We start from the raw sequence: 14,464 nt of genomic DNA, 5'->3' as shown, positions 1-14,464 counted from the left end.
GAGAAAAATATGGATCTTTATAAAGAGTATCCGGCTCATATCGTGTTCTTGCGCCGCGCTTTCGCCGTAGTGGCTGGCGTGCTGGCTCTGCCGGTGATGCTGTTCTGGAAAGATCGTGCACGTTTTTACAGCTATCTGCACCGCGTCTGGGCGAAAACCAGCGAGAAGCCGGTGTGGATGGATCAGGCCGAGAAAGCGACCTGCGATTTCTACTGATACGAAGACTACACATAGCAATAAAAAAACCGCCAACAGCAATGTGGCGGTTTTTTTGTCCCTCGGGATTCGCGGTCCGTTGGGTGGTTTTGCAGCCCCTACCCGGGATTTTTATCATACCCTCCTGTAAGCAGATGGCAATCCCTCGAAGCCTTTATAAATTCCTAATTTTATTCGAGTATCTTACCTTCTCAGCGGATGTTAATTATGATGCTGCGTCCCTTTCCGCCATCTCGCAAATGGGCATCGGTCCTGGGAAAGGTGTATTTACAGCCGTAAAGCAGCCCGCCTACCCGGGCTTGTGTCCACCGACTTATCACCGGTGGTGAACGGTGGAGCGGTTAGCAGCAGGGACCGCATAATGAAACGCTATTTTTGCATCGCGTTCATTGTCGCCAGCGTACTCGTTGTAAAGAGCGATGAGCCGAATGGGTTTGTCGTTTTATCCACGATAGCGCAGGACAAGTAGCGCCAAGGCCGCCGCGGGCGGCCTTTTTTATTTCATCCCGTCTACACTTCATGGCAAAGTAGTTCAATGCATGCTTTTTCCTTTTACGGCATGCCCTTACGGACATAATGGATAATTGCCTGGAGTTTTATGCCCACCCATCTGGTTTGGTTTCGCGCGGACCTGCGCGTACATGACAACATCGCCCTTGCGGCAGCCTGCCGCGCCAAAGACGCTAACGTATTGGCACTGTTTATGGCCACGCCCGAGCAGTGGCGGCAGCACGATATGGCCCCCCGGCAGGTGGCCTTGCTCCGGGCGTATCTGAACGATCTGCAGCACTCCCTCGCTGGAAAAGGCATACCGCTTCTCTATAAAGAGGTGGGTGATTTTGCCGCACAGCTTCAGACGGTGCAGGAGATCTGTAAGCAGCACAAGGTCACGCATCTTTTTTACAACTATCAGTACGAATTCAACGAGCAGCAGCGCGACCGTCAGCTGGAGAAGATGCTGGAAGGGGTGGTCTGCGAAGGGTTTGATGACAGCGTAATGCTGGCACCGGGCAGCGTGATGACCGGCAACCACGAGATGTATAAAGTTTTTACTCCGTTCAAAAATGCCTTTATCAAACGTCTGAAAGAGGCGCTGCCGGAGTGCGTTGCCGCGCCTGCCGTGCGAGGCGAAGCCATAAAAGAGCTGCCTGAGCTGACGTTTGATTACCCTCAGCAGCCGTTTGATGAAACGCTGTTCCCCGCCGATGAGAAATCTGCCATCGCCCAACTGCGCCAGTTCTGCAAGCAGGACGCGGCCAGTTACGACGCGCGTCGGGATTTTCCCGCCATCGAGGGTACCAGCCGCCTGTCGGCCTGTCTGGCGCTGGGTGCGATCTCACCGCGCCAGTGTTTGCATCGTCTGCTGGCGGAGCAGCCGCAGGCGTTGGAGGGCGGCGCAGGGTCCGTCTGGCTGAATGAGCTTATCTGGCGCGAGTTTTATCGCCATCTGATGACCTTTCATCCTGGTTTGTGTAAGCATCGGCCCTTCATTGGCTGGACCGATAATGTAAAGTGGCAATCGAATGATAAGCAGCTGAAAGCCTGGCAAAACGGGCAGACGGGCTATCCAATAGTCGATGCCGCCATGCGTCAGCTTAATGAGACGGGGTGGATGCACAACCGCCTGCGAATGATTACCGCCAGCTTTCTGGTGAAGGATCTGCTTATCGACTGGCGTATCGGAGAGCGCTATTTTATCTCTCAGTTGATCGATGGCGATCTCGCGGCGAATAACGGCGGCTGGCAGTGGGCGGCCTCTACCGGCACCGATGCCGCACCCTATTTCCGGATTTTCAATCCGACCACGCAGGGGCAAAAATTTGATGCGGACGGCGAGTTTATCCGCCGCTGGGTTCCTGAACTTAACGGTATACCTGCTAAAGCGATCCACGAACCGTGGGCATGGGCGGATAAACAGCGTGTAAAGCTGGATTACCCTCGTCCGATTGTCGACCATAAACAGGCGCGTGTCGCCACGCTGGCGGCGTACGAAGCTGCCCGCAAAGCATAAGAGAGTGATGATGAAAAACAGCGAACTGGAAAGCCTGATTAACGAAAAACTGAACAGTACCTCCTTCAGCGATTACGGCCCGAACGGGCTCCAGGTTGAAGGCCGTGAGACGGTGCAAAAAATTATCACCGGCGTGACGGCAAGCCAGGCGCTGCTGGACGAGGCCGTTCGTCAGAACGCCGACGCGGTGATTGTTCATCACGGTTACTTCTGGAAAAACGAATCGCCGATTATTCGTGGGATGAAGCGCAATCGCCTGAAAACGCTGCTGGCTAATGACATCAACCTGTACGGCTACCATCTGCCGCTGGATGCGCACCCGGAGCTCGGCAACAACGTCCAGCTGGCGCAGCTACTGGGGATTACCGTGATGGGTGAAATTGAGCCGCTGGTGCCGTGGGGCGAGCTGGCGATGCCGGTTCCGGGGCTGGAGCTGGCCTCGTGGATTGAAGCGCGCCTGGGCCGTCGTCCGCTGTGGAGCGGTGATACCGGTCCGGATACGGTGAAGCGTGTCGCATGGTGTACCGGTGGCGGTCAGGGCTTTATCGACAGCGCCGCGCGCTTCGGTGTTGATGCCTTTATCACTGGCGAGGTTTCCGAGCAGACCATTCACTCGGCGCGTGAACAGGGGCTGCATTTTTACGCCGCTGGCCATCACGCCACCGAGCGCGGCGGCATTCGCGCCCTCAGCGAGTGGCTGACGGAAAATACCGATCTGGATGTGACCTTTATTGATATCCCTAACCCAGCCTGACGAGAGGTAGTTAAGTGCAGCGAGCGCGTTGTTATCTTCTGGGTGAAACCGCAGTGGTTCTGGAGCTTGAACCACCGGTGACGCTTGCCACGCAAAAGCGTATCTGGCGGCTGACCCAGCGTCTGGCCGACATGCCTGAAGTGGTTGAGACCATTCCGGGTATGAATAACATAACCGTCGTGCTGCGTAGCCCGCATACCCTGGCGCTGGATGCCATTGAACGTTTGCAGCGCTGGTGGGAAGAGAGCGAGGCGCTGGAACCGGAGTCGCGCGCCATTCAGATCCCGGTCGTTTATGGCGGTACGGGTGGGCCAGATCTTGGCGTGGTGGCAGACCACTGCGGATTAACAGAAAAGCAGGTTGTTGAGCTGCACAGCTCGGTTGACTACGTGGTCTGGTTCCTTGGGTTTCAGCCCGGATTCCCGTATCTGGGCGGATTATCTCCCCGGCTGCATACGCCACGCCGTGCCGAGCCGCGCGTGAGCGTGCCGGCGGGGACGGTGGCTATCGGCGGTGAGCAGACCGGCGTTTATCCGCTGACATCGCCTGGCGGCTGGCAGCTTATAGGGCATACCGCTACACCGTTATTTGAACCCGGGCTGGAGACGCCAATACTCTTGCGTCCCGGGGATACCCTTCGCTTTATTCCGCAGAAGGAGGGTGTATGTTAACGCTTATTCGCGCCGGGCTTTACACCTCCGTACAGGATGCCGGTCGCTTTGGTCTGCGCCAGTCGGGCGTGAGCTACTGCGGTGCGCTTGACCGTCCTTCGCTGGAGATTGCCAACCTGCTTGTGGGCAACGAAGGCAGCACGGCGGCGCTAGAAATTACGCTGGGTCAGTGTGTGATTGAGTTTGGTCAGGAAACCTGGTTTGCCTTAACCGGCGCAGGGTGTGATGCGACGCTGGATGGCAAAGCGGTGTGGACCGGCTGGCGGCTGCGGGCGAAAGCCGGGCAGCGCCTGACGCTCAAACGTCCGCTGCACGGCGTGCGTAGCTATCTCGCGGTGGCTGGCGGCATTGACGTGCCGGAGGTGCTGGGTTCATCCAGTACCGATCAGAAGGCCGGGATCGGCGGTCACGAAGGACGTTTGTTGCGCGACGGCGATCGGCTGGCAATCAAACCCTCCGCGCGCCATTTCTCGACCACGCAGGGCGTAAAACAGCTGCTGTGGGGAAACCAGATCCGCGCCTTACCGGGGCCGGAATATCATGAGTTTGACGAGGCTTCTAAAGAGTCCTTCTGGCGTGCGCCGTGGAAGATCAGCCCGCAGAGTAACCGCATGGGCTACCGCCTTCAGGGGCAGCCGCTGACCCGCACGACGGACCGGGAGCTGCTTTCCCACGGTTTATTGCCTGGGGTTATTCAGGTGCCGGGAAACGGTCAGCCCATCGTATTAATGAACGATGCGCAAACTACCGGCGGCTATCCGCGCATTGCCTGCATCATTGAAGCGGATCGCTACCATCTGGCGCAAATTCCCCTCGGCCAGCCGATTCACTTCGTGCAGTGTTCGCTGGAGGAGGCGCTTAAGGCGCGGCAGGATCAGCAGCGTTATCTTGAACAGCTGGCGTGGAGGCTTGATGGTAAAGATTGATTTGAACGCCGATCTGGGGGAGGGAAGCAGCGCTGATTCGGAACTGATGACCCTGGTCACCTCGGTCAATATCGCCTGCGGCTTTCACGCGGGTGATGCCCAAACCATGCTGGAGAGCGTGCGTAATGCCATTAAAAACGGCGTCGCGATTGGGGCTCACCCCAGCTTTCCCGATCGGGAAAACTTTGGCCGCACGGCGATGGATCTTCCCCCTGAGACGGTCTACGCTCAGGTGCTCTACCAGATCGGCGCGCTGGAGGCGATGGTGCGCGCCCAGAACGGCGTGATGCGCCACGTGAAGCCGCACGGCATGCTCTACAACCAGGCGGCTAAAGATGCGGATCTGGCGGACGCCATTGCCCGGGCGGTGCGGGACTGTAATCCGCAGCTGATTCTGGTAGGCCTTGCGGGCAGCCAGCTGATTCGTGCCGGAGAACGGCTGGGCCTGACCACCCGTCAGGAAGTGTTTGCCGATCGGGGATACCAGCCGGACGGAAGCCTGGTGCCGCGGACGCAGGCCGGGGCGCTGATTACCGACGAAGCTAAAGCGCTGGCGCAGACGCTGGAGATGGTGCGCGCCGGGCGGGTGATCGCCGTGGACGGAACACCGGCAAACGTGCAGGCCGATACGGTATGTTTACACGGCGATGGCGAGCATGCGCTCCAGTTCGCGCGCCGCTTGCGGGCAGCGTTTTCTGAAGAGAGTATCCTCGTCAGCGCCGAATAATGACGATAAGGACACAAAAATGCCTGAAGGTCCGGAGATCCGCCGCGCGGCGGATAGCCTGGAGGCGGCGATAAAGGGCAAACCCCTGACGGATGTCTGGTTTGCTTTTCCTCAACTGAAACCGTTTGAATCACAGCTGGTGGGCCAGACGGTGACCCATATTGAAACGCGCGGCAAAGCCTTGCTTACGCACTTTTCCCATAACCTGACGTTATATAGCCATAACCAGCTTTACGGCGTCTGGCGCGTGGTGGAGGCGGACGAGCAGCCGCAAACCACTCGCGTGCTGCGCGTCAGGCTGCAAACGGCGGATAAGGCGATCCTGCTCTATAGCGCGTCGGATATCGAAATGCTTACGCCGGAGCAGCTGCTGACGCACCCGTTTCTGCAGCGGGTCGGGCCGGACGTGCTGGACATGCGCCTGACGGCGAGCGACGTGAAGGCCCGGCTGTTATCACCTAAATTTCGTAACCGACAGTTTTCCGGTTTGTTTCTCGACCAGGCCTTTCTGGCCGGGCTGGGCAACTACCTGCGGGTAGAGATCCTCTGGGAAGTCGGGCTGGCGGCGCAGCATAAAGCGTCTGAGCTGAATGATGAACAGCTGGAGGCGTTGTCCCACGCGCTGCTGGATATTCCCCGGCTCTCGTACAACACGCGCGGCGTGGCGGATGAGAACACGCATCACGGGGCGCTGTTCCGGTTCAAGGTGTTTCATCGGGCGGGGAAGAAGTGCGAGCGATGCGGCGGGATTATCGACAGGATTATGCTCTCTTCCAGACCTTTTTACTGGTGCCCGCACTGCCAGAAATAAAAGTAAAACGGTAACCCTTGGGTTACCGTTTTTAATGTTTTCACCCTCTCCCTGTGGGAGAGGGCCGGGGTGAGGGCATCAGGCCGCACCCAACATCTTTTAGCGCTTCAGGTCAGACTTAAAATCACGCTGCTCGTAGCCGGTATACAGCTGACGAGGACGGGCGATTTTCATGCCTTCGCTGTGCATTTCGTTCCAGTGCGCAATCCAGCCTACGGTACGGGCCATAGCGAAGATCACGGTGAACATGGAAGACGGAATGCCCATCGCTTTCAGAATAATGCCAGAGTAGAAATCGACGTTCGGGTAGAGTTTCTTCTCGATGAAGTACGGGTCGTTCAGTGCGATGTGTTCCAGCTCCATCGCCACTTCCAGCAGATCATCTTTGGTACCCAGCTCTTTCAGCACTTCGTGGCAGGTTTCACGCATGACGGTGGCGCGCGGGTCGTAGTTTTTGTAAACACGGTGACCGAAGCCCATCAGGCGGAAGGAGTCATTCTTGTCTTTCGCGCGACGCACGAACTCAGGAATGTGCTCAACGGTGCTGATCTCTTCCAGCATCTTCAGTGCCGCTTCGTTCGCGCCGCCGTGCGCCGGTCCCCACAGGGAAGCGATGCCCGCAGCGATACAGGCGAACGGGTTCGCGCCTGAAGAGCCCGCGGTACGGACGGTAGAGGTAGAGGCGTTTTGTTCGTGGTCAGCGTGCAGGATCAGAATACGGTCCATTGCGCGTTCCAGCACCGGGTTCACTTCGTACTCTTCGCACGGTGTGGAGAACATCATGCGCAGGAAGTTACCCGCGTAAGAGAGGTCATTGCGCGGATACACAAACGGCTGGCCGATGGAGTATTTGTAGCACATCGCCGCCATGGTCGGCATTTTGGACAGCAGGCGGAACGCCGCGATATCACGGTGACGCGGGTTATTCACGTCAAGGGAGTCGTGGTAGAACGCCGCCAGCGCACCGGTGATACCGCACATCACCGCCATCGGGTGAGAGTCACGGCGGAACGCATGGAACAGACGGGTAATCTGCTCATGGATCATGGTGTGACGGGTCACGGTGGTTTTGAATTCATCGTACTGTGCCTGCGTCGGTTTTTCTCCGTTCAGCAGGATGTAGCACACTTCCAGATAGTTGGATTCGGTGGCTAACTGATCGATGGGGAAGCCGCGATGGAGCAGGATACCTTCGTCACCGTCAATGTAGGTGATTTTGGATTCGCAAGATGCGGTAGAGGTAAATCCAGGGTCAAAGGTGAATACACCTTTAGAGCCCAGCGTACGGATATCAATAACATCCTGACCGAGCGTGCCTTTTAGCACATCCAGTTCAATAGCAGTGTCACCATTTAGGGTGAGCGTTGCCTTTGTATCAGCCATTTACGGTCTCCTTAGCGCCTTATGCTTAAGACTGCGCTTTACCGGATTTGCTTTCAGCTGTTAATCACCGTTACCAGATTGTTATTTGGCTTTCCGCTCAGCTCACGAGGACAAACCAGGGTACAGAGCTATGGCGCCTTGCAGGTAAACGAATGAAATATCAGTGAAACCACAGCAAATCAGCGTTTTTGCAGTCCGAATTATTCAAACCTGTATATCACTAATAACTGTCCTGATAACTTCGGTCAATACCATCACACTGTTACATAACTATTTGTCAGGTGAAAGAGAGACCTCATAACTTTTGCGCATTATATGCCTTTTCTGATGACGTTTGTAACAATATTGTTTAACATTTGTCAAATCAGATGATTAAAAATTAAAAAGATGTTGTTATCGTGACCCTGATCACTGTTCCAGAGAAAACCCGACAAACTGTATGTAGGTTAATTGTAATGATTTTGTGAACGGCCTATACTGCCGCCAGGTCTCCGGAACACCCTGCAATCCCGAGCCACCCAGCGTTGTAACGTGTCGTTTAAGCATCTGGAAGCAGTGTTTTGCATGACGCGCAGTTATAGAAAAGGAACGCTGCTTGACCCGCATCGCAGTCCGGAGGAAGGAAACAATAAGAACAGCATGTGGGCGTTATTCATGATAAGAAATGTGAAAAAACAAAGACCTGTCAATCTGGATCTCAAAACGATCCGGTTCCCTGTAACAGCAATAGCGTCCATTCTGCACCGCGTTTCTGGTGTGATTACGTTTGTGGCGGTCGGTATTTTGCTGTGGTTACTGGGCACCAGCCTCTCTTCCCCTGAAGGATTCCTCCAGGCCTCTGCCATCATGAACAGCTTCTTCGTGAAATTCATCATGTGGGGCATTCTGACCGCGCTGGCGTACCACGTCGTTGTGGGTGTTCGCCATATGCTGATGGACTTTGGCTACCTGGAAGAGACTTTCGAAGCCGGGAAACGCTCCGCTAACATTTCATTTGTGATTACTGTCGTGCTTTCACTTCTCGCAGGAGTTCTCGTATGGTAAGCAACGCCTCCGCATTAGGACGCAACGGCGTACATGACTTCATTCTGGTCCGTGCTACCGCCATCGTTCTCACTCTTTACATCATCTATATGATCGGTTTCTTCGCTACCAGCGGCACGCTGACGTGGGAAATCTGGAGTGGGTTCTTCGGATCCGCCTTCACCAAAGTGTTCACCCTGCTGGCTCTGTTCTCCATCCTTATTCATGCGTGGATTGGCATGTGGCAGGTGTTGACCGATTACGTTAAACCGCTGGCGATTCGCCTCCCACTGCAGCTGGCCATTGTTGTTGCACTGGTGGTTTACGTTATTTATGGATTCGTTGTGGTGTGGGGTGTGTAATGAAACTGCCAGTCAGAGAATTTGATGCTGTTGTAATTGGTGCCGGTGGCGCAGGTATGCGTGCCGCACTGCAAATTTCCCAGAGCGGCCAGACCTGTGCGCTGCTCTCTAAAGTTTTCCCGACCCGTTCCCACACTGTGTCTGCGCAGGGCGGTATCACCGTTGCGCTGGGTAATTCCCATGAAGATAACTGGGAATGGCATATGTACGACACGGTAAAAGGTTCCGACTACATCGGCGACCAGGATGCCATCGAATATATGTGTAAAACCGGCCCGGAAGCGATTCTGGAGCTGGACCACATGGGTCTGCCGTTCTCCCGTCTGGAAAATGGCACCATCTATCAGCGTCCGTTTGGCGGCCAGTCGAAAAACTTCGGCGGTGAGCAGGCGGCACGCACCGCGGCGGCGGCTGACCGTACCGGTCACGCACTGCTGCACACCCTGTATCAGCAGAACCTGAAAAACCATACCACCATCTTCTCCGAGTGGTACGCGCTGGATCTGGTGAAAAACGCCGATGGCGCAATCGTCGGCTGTACCGCGCTGTGCATCGAAACCGGTGAAGTGGTTTACTTCAAAGCCCGTGCTACCGTGCTGGCTACCGGCGGTGCAGGCCGTATCTATCAGTCCACCACCAACGCCCACATCAACACCGGTGACGGTGTCGGTATGGCTATCCGCGCGGGCGTGCCGGTGCAGGATATGGAAATGTGGCAGTTCCACCCAACCGGTATCGCCGGTGCGGGCGTTCTGGTAACAGAAGGCTGCCGCGGTGAAGGTGGCTACCTGCTGAACAAACACGGCGAGCGCTTCATGGAGCGTTATGCCCCGAATGCGAAAGACCTGGCGGGTCGTGACGTGGTGGCGCGTTCCATCATGATCGAAATCCGTGAAGGCCGCGGCTGTGACGGCCCATGGGGTCCACACGCGAAGCTGAAGCTCGACCACCTGGGTAAAGAAGTTCTGGAGTCCCGTCTGCCGGGCATCCTGGAACTGTCCCGCACCTTCGCACACGTCGACCCGGTGAAAGAGCCGATTCCGGTTATCCCAACCTGCCACTACATGATGGGCGGTATTCCGACCAAAGTGACCGGTCAGGCGCTGACCGTAAACGAGCAGGGCGAAGACGTGGTTATTCCTGGCCTGTTCGCGGTAGGCGAAATTGCCTGCGTATCCGTACACGGTGCAAACCGTCTGGGCGGCAACTCCCTGCTGGACCTGGTGGTGTTTGGTCGTGCGGTGGGCCTGCATCTGCAGGAATCTATTGCCGAGCAGGGCGCGCTGCGTGACGCGACCGACGACGAAATTGATGCCTCTCTTGAGCGTCTCAACCGCTGGAACGGTAACCGCAACGGCGAAGATCCGGTGGAAATCCGTAAAGCGCTGCAGGAATGTATGCAGCACAACTTCTCGGTATTCCGTGAAGGCGACGCGATGGCCAAAGGTCTTGAGCAGCTGAAAGCGATCCGCGAGCGTCTGAAAAATGCCCGTCTGGACGACACCTCCAGCGAATTCAACACCCAGCGCGTTGAGTGCCTGGAGCTGGATAACCTGATGGAAACCGCGTTCGCGACGGCGATGTCGGCAAACTTCCGTACCGAAAGCCGTGGCGCGCATAGCCGCTTCGACTTCCCGGATCGTGATGACGAAAACTGGCTGTGCCATTCCCTGTATCTGCCAGAGTCGGAATCCATGACGCGTCGTAGCGTCAACATGGAACCGAAACTGCGTCCGGCGTTCCCGCCGAAGATTCGTACTTACTAATGCGGAGACAGGATAATGAAACTCGAATTCTCAGTTTATCGTTATAACCCGGATGTTGATGACGCTCCGCGTATGCAGGACTACACCCTGGAAGCGGAAGAAGGTCGCGACATGATGCTGCTGGATGCCTTAATCCAGCTGAAAGAAAAAGATCCTACGCTGTCGTTCCGCCGCTCCTGCCGTGAAGGGGTTTGTGGTTCTGACGGGGTGAACATGAACGGCAAAAATGGCCTGGCCTGCATCACGCCAATTTCAGCGCTGCAGCATCCTGGTCAGAAAATTGTTATCCGTCCTCTGCCAGGCCTGCCGGTCGTGCGTGATTTGGTGGTAGACATGGGGCAATTCTATGCACAATATGAGAAGATTAAGCCTTACTTATTGAATAATGGGCAAAATCCACCCGCTCGCGAGCACTTACAGTCTCCTGAGCAGCGTGAAAAACTCGATGGGTTGTACGAGTGTATTCTCTGCGCATGCTGTTCAACGTCCTGCCCGTCGTTCTGGTGGAACCCGGACAAGTTTATCGGCCCGGCCGGTTTGCTGGCTGCCTATCGCTTCCTGATCGATAGCCGCGACACCGAAACCGATAGCCGTCTGGAAGGACTGAGTGACGCTTTCAGCGTATTCCGCTGCCATAGCATCATGAACTGCGTCAGTGTGTGTCCGAAGGGGCTGAACCCGACGCGCGCCATCGGCCATATTAAGTCGATGCTGCTGCAGCGCAGTGCGTAAGTAGTGAGAGGGGAGCGGTGTTCCCCTCACCCTAACCCTCTCCCTAAGGGAGAGGGGACAGATTGCAGGAAATCTTTAAAAACTGCCGACGGCATTCCCCCTCTCCCTTAGGGAGAGGGTAGGGGTGAGGGTAAAGACCCTTAGACAGTTTCTAAAGGTTCCTTCGCGGGCCAAAGTAAAAGAGCTCGCAGGTGAACCCCGGCACGTACACGTGGTGTGCGTGGTAGTTTCTACGGCGAAAGTAAGCATAAAAATGCTTAAGGGATCACGATGCAGAACGGCGCAATGAAAGCCTGGCTGGACTCTTCTTTCCTTTCTGGTGCGAACCAGAGCTGGATTGAACAGCTCTATGAAGACTTCTTAACCGATCCTGACTCAGTGGACGCAAACTGGCGTTCCATGTTCCAGCAGTTGCCTGGCACAGGGGTCAAACCGGATCAATTCCATTCCAAAACACGTGATTATTTCCGTCGTCTGGCGAAGGATGCCTCACGTTACTCTTCTGCGATTTCCGACCCTGACACCAATGCGAAGCAGGTTAAAGTCCTGCAGCTTATCAACGCTTATCGCTTCCGCGGTCACCAGCATGCGAATCTCGATCCGCTGGGACTGTGGAAACAAGACCGTGTGGCCGATCTCGATCCGGCATATCACGATCTGACCGAGGCCGATTTCCAGGAAAGCTTTAACGTAGGTTCCTTTGCCATCGGCAAAGACACGATGAAGCTGGGCGATCTGATTGACGCGCTCAAGCAAACCTACTGCGGCTCCATCGGCGCGGAATACATGCACATTACCTCTACCGAAGAGAAACGCTGGATCCAGCAGCGCATCGAATCCGTAGCGGGGCACGCGACCTTCTCGGCTGACGAGAAAAAACGCTTCCTGAACGAACTGACCGCAGCGGAAGGGCTTGAGCGCTATCTGGGCGCGAAATTCCCGGGCGCAAAACGCTTCTCGCTGGAAGGCGGCGACGCGCTGGTGCCGATGCTGAAAGAGCTGATTCGTCACGCAGGCAAGAGCGGCACCCGTGAAGTGGTACTGGGCATGGCGCACCGTGGTCGTCTGAACGTGCTGGTCAACGTGCTGGGTAAAAAACCTCAGGACCTGTTCGACGAGTTCGCGGGCAAACATAAAGAACACCTCGGCACCGGCGACGTGAAGTACCACATGGGCTTCTCGTCGGATATCGAAACCGAAGGCGGTCTGGTTCACCTGGCGCTGGCGTTTAACCCGTCACACCTGGAAATCGTTAGCCCGGTGGTTATCGGTTCCGTGCGTGCGCGTCTGGATCGTCTGGACGAGCCGAGCAGCAATAAAGTACTGCCAATTACCATCCACGGTGATGCGGCTGTAACAGGGCAGGGCGTGGTTCAGGAAACCCTGAACATGTCGAAAGCGCGTGGTTATGAAGTGGGCGGTACCGTTCGCATCGTGATCAACAACCAGGTGGGCTTTACCACCTCTAACCCGCTGGACGCGCGTTCTACCCCGTACTGCACCGACATCGGTAAGATGGTGCAGGCGCCAATCTTCCACGTTAACGCGGATGACCCGGAAGCCGTTGCTTTCGTTACCCGTCTGGCGCTGGACTTCCGTAATACCTTTAAACGCGATGTGTTCATTGACCTCTTCTGCTACCGCCGTCATGGCCACAACGAAGCGGACGAGCCAAGTGCAACCCAGCCGTTGATGTATCAGAAAATCAAAAAACACCCGACCCCGCGCAAAATCTATGCTGACAAGCTGGAGAGCGACAAAGTGACGACGCTGGAAGATGCGACCGAAATGGTCAACCTCTACCGCGACGCGCTGGATGCGGGTGAATGCGTGGTCAAAGAGCTGCGCCCGATGAACATGCACTCCTTTACCTGGTCGCCGTACCTCAACCACGAGTGGGATGAGAGCTACCCGAACAAGGTTGAGATGAAGCGCCTGCAGGAGCTGGCTAAACGCATCAGCACCGTACCGGACGCTATCGAGATGCAGTCTCGCGTGGCGAAAATCTACGCTGACCGTCAGTCCATGGCGGCAGGCGAGAAGCTGTTCGACTGGGGCGGCGCGGAAACGCTGGCCTACGCAACGCTGGTTGACGAAGGCATTCCTGTTCGTCTGTCCGGTGAAGATGCCGGCCGTGGGACCTTCTTCCACCGTCACGCGGTTGTTCACAACCAGTCCAACGGTTCAACCTACACCCCGCTGCAGCACGTGCACAACGGTCAGGGCCAGTTCAAGGTCTGGGACTCCGTGCTGTCTGAAGAAGCGGTTCTGGCCTTCGAATACGGTTACGCCACCGCAGAACCACGCACTTTGACCATCTGGGAAGCGCAGTTCGGTGACTTTGCCAACGGTGCGCAGGTGGTTATCGACCAGTTCATCTCATCCGGCGAGCAGAAGTGGGGCCGTATGTGTGGCCTGGTAATGCTGCTGCCGCACGGTTATGAAGGTCAGGGTCCGGAGCACTCCTCCGCGCGTCTGGAACGTTATCTGCAGCTCTGCGCCGAGCAGAACATGCAGGTCTGCGTGCCGTCCACCCCGGCTCAGGTCTACCACATGCTGCGTCGCCAGGCGCTGCGCGGTATGCGCCGTCCGCTGGTGGTGATGTCGCCGAAATCCCTGCTGCGTCACCCGCTGGCCGTGTCCAGCCTGGACGAACTGGCGAATGGCACCTTCCTGCCAGCCATCGGTGAGATTGATGAACTGGATCCGCAGGGCGTGAAGCGCGTGGTGATGTGTTCTGGTAAGGTTTATTACGACCTGCTGGAACAGCGCCGCAAGAACGATCAGAAAGATGTCGCCATCGTGCGTATCGAACAGCTTTATCCGTTCCCGCATCAGGCGATGCAGGAAGTGCTGAAACAATATGCTCACGTACATGACTTTGTCTGGTGCCAGGAAGAGCCGCTTAACCAGGGCGCATGGTACTGCAGCCAGCATCATTTCCGTGAAGTGATTCCATTTGGGTCAGCCCTGCGTTATGCAGGTCGCCCGGCCTCCGCCTCTCCGGCGGTAGGGTATATGTCCGTTCACCAGAAGCAGCAACAAGATCTGGTCAATGACGCGCTGAACGTCGATTAATTAA

General features: G+C 56.3%; 13 protein-coding genes. 12 read left to right on the top strand and 1 reads right to left on the bottom strand.

Going from position 1 to position 14,464, the window contains the following annotated elements; all coding sequences use genetic code 11:
- Positions 1 to 9 precede the first annotated feature (9 nt).
- The 7 genes from ADJ24_RS03485 to nei all read left to right on the top strand — a co-directional run bounded on the left by ADJ24_RS03485 (position 10) and on the right by nei (position 6,116).
- Positions 10 to 216, top strand: coding sequence for a YbfA family protein (locus ADJ24_RS03485; protein ID WP_023310781.1), 207 nt, complete (start codon positions 10 to 12; stop codon positions 214 to 216).
- 598 nt (positions 217 to 814) lie between these two features.
- Complete coding sequence (gene phrB / locus ADJ24_RS03480) at positions 815 to 2,227, top strand: deoxyribodipyrimidine photo-lyase (RefSeq protein ID WP_048702138.1); 1,413 nt, start codon at positions 815 to 817, stop codon at positions 2,225 to 2,227.
- 10 nt (positions 2,228 to 2,237) lie between these two features.
- Positions 2,238 to 2,981 carry a type 2 GTP cyclohydrolase I gene (locus ADJ24_RS03475; protein ID WP_023310783.1) on the top strand — a complete coding sequence of 248 codons (744 nt, stop codon included), beginning with the start codon at positions 2,238 to 2,240 and terminating at the stop codon, positions 2,979 to 2,981.
- Between the two features lie 14 nt (positions 2,982 to 2,995).
- Entirely contained in the window at positions 2,996 to 3,652 is a 657-nt protein-coding gene (pxpB, locus tag ADJ24_RS03470; RefSeq protein ID WP_023310784.1) for a 5-oxoprolinase subunit PxpB, read from the top strand.
- Entirely contained in the window at positions 3,646 to 4,578 is a 933-nt protein-coding gene (gene pxpC / locus ADJ24_RS03465; protein ID WP_023310785.1) for a 5-oxoprolinase subunit PxpC, read from the top strand. Before pxpB ends, pxpC begins: the two co-directional genes overlap by 7 nt.
- Positions 4,565 to 5,305, top strand: a complete 741-nt coding sequence (gene pxpA / locus ADJ24_RS03460) for a 5-oxoprolinase subunit PxpA (RefSeq protein ID WP_023310786.1) — start codon at positions 4,565 to 4,567, stop codon at positions 5,303 to 5,305. Before pxpC ends, pxpA begins: the two co-directional genes overlap by 14 nt.
- Positions 5,306 to 5,324: 19 nt before the next feature.
- Positions 5,325 to 6,116: an endonuclease VIII gene (gene nei / locus ADJ24_RS03455; protein WP_023310787.1), complete on the top strand. Its 792-nt coding sequence runs from the start codon at positions 5,325 to 5,327 to the stop codon at positions 6,114 to 6,116.
- A 99-nt stretch (positions 6,117 to 6,215) separates the two neighbouring features.
- On the opposite strand, the gene ADJ24_RS03450 is transcribed toward nei, so the two are convergent.
- Complete coding sequence (locus ADJ24_RS03450) at positions 6,216 to 7,499, bottom strand: citrate synthase (RefSeq protein WP_023310788.1); 1,284 nt, start codon at positions 7,497 to 7,499, stop codon at positions 6,216 to 6,218.
- 639 nt (positions 7,500 to 8,138) lie between these two features.
- On the opposite strand from ADJ24_RS03450, the gene sdhC reads away from it, so the two are divergent.
- The 5 genes from sdhC (at position 8,139) to sucA (ending at position 14,460) form a co-directional block, all read left to right on the top strand.
- Complete coding sequence (gene sdhC, locus ADJ24_RS03445; protein ID WP_020684965.1) at positions 8,139 to 8,543, top strand: succinate dehydrogenase cytochrome b556 subunit; 405 nt, start codon at positions 8,139 to 8,141, stop codon at positions 8,541 to 8,543.
- Positions 8,537 to 8,884: a succinate dehydrogenase membrane anchor subunit gene (gene sdhD / locus ADJ24_RS03440; RefSeq protein ID WP_008501088.1), complete on the top strand. Its 348-nt coding sequence runs from the start codon at positions 8,537 to 8,539 to the stop codon at positions 8,882 to 8,884. Before sdhC ends, sdhD begins: the two co-directional genes overlap by 7 nt.
- Complete coding sequence (gene sdhA / locus ADJ24_RS03435) at positions 8,884 to 10,650, top strand: succinate dehydrogenase flavoprotein subunit (RefSeq protein ID WP_023310789.1); 1,767 nt, start codon at positions 8,884 to 8,886, stop codon at positions 10,648 to 10,650. Before sdhD ends, sdhA begins: the two co-directional genes overlap by 1 nt.
- Positions 10,651 to 10,665: 15 nt before the next feature.
- Entirely contained in the window at positions 10,666 to 11,382 is a 717-nt protein-coding gene (sdhB, locus tag ADJ24_RS03430; RefSeq protein ID WP_048702134.1) for a succinate dehydrogenase iron-sulfur subunit SdhB, read from the top strand.
- A gap of 270 nt (positions 11,383 to 11,652) precedes the next feature.
- Complete coding sequence (gene sucA / locus ADJ24_RS03425) at positions 11,653 to 14,460, top strand: 2-oxoglutarate dehydrogenase E1 component (RefSeq protein ID WP_023310790.1); 2,808 nt, start codon at positions 11,653 to 11,655, stop codon at positions 14,458 to 14,460.
- Positions 14,461 to 14,464: the final 4 nt, after the last annotated feature.

Origin of the sequence: Enterobacter sp. 940_PEND (assembly GCF_001059415.1) — a bacterium.
GTDB lineage: Bacteria > Pseudomonadota > Gammaproteobacteria > Enterobacterales > Enterobacteriaceae > Enterobacter > Enterobacter cloacae_M.
Note: the sequence above shows the minus strand (reverse complement) of the source record. Positions and strands in the feature narration are given on the sequence as shown.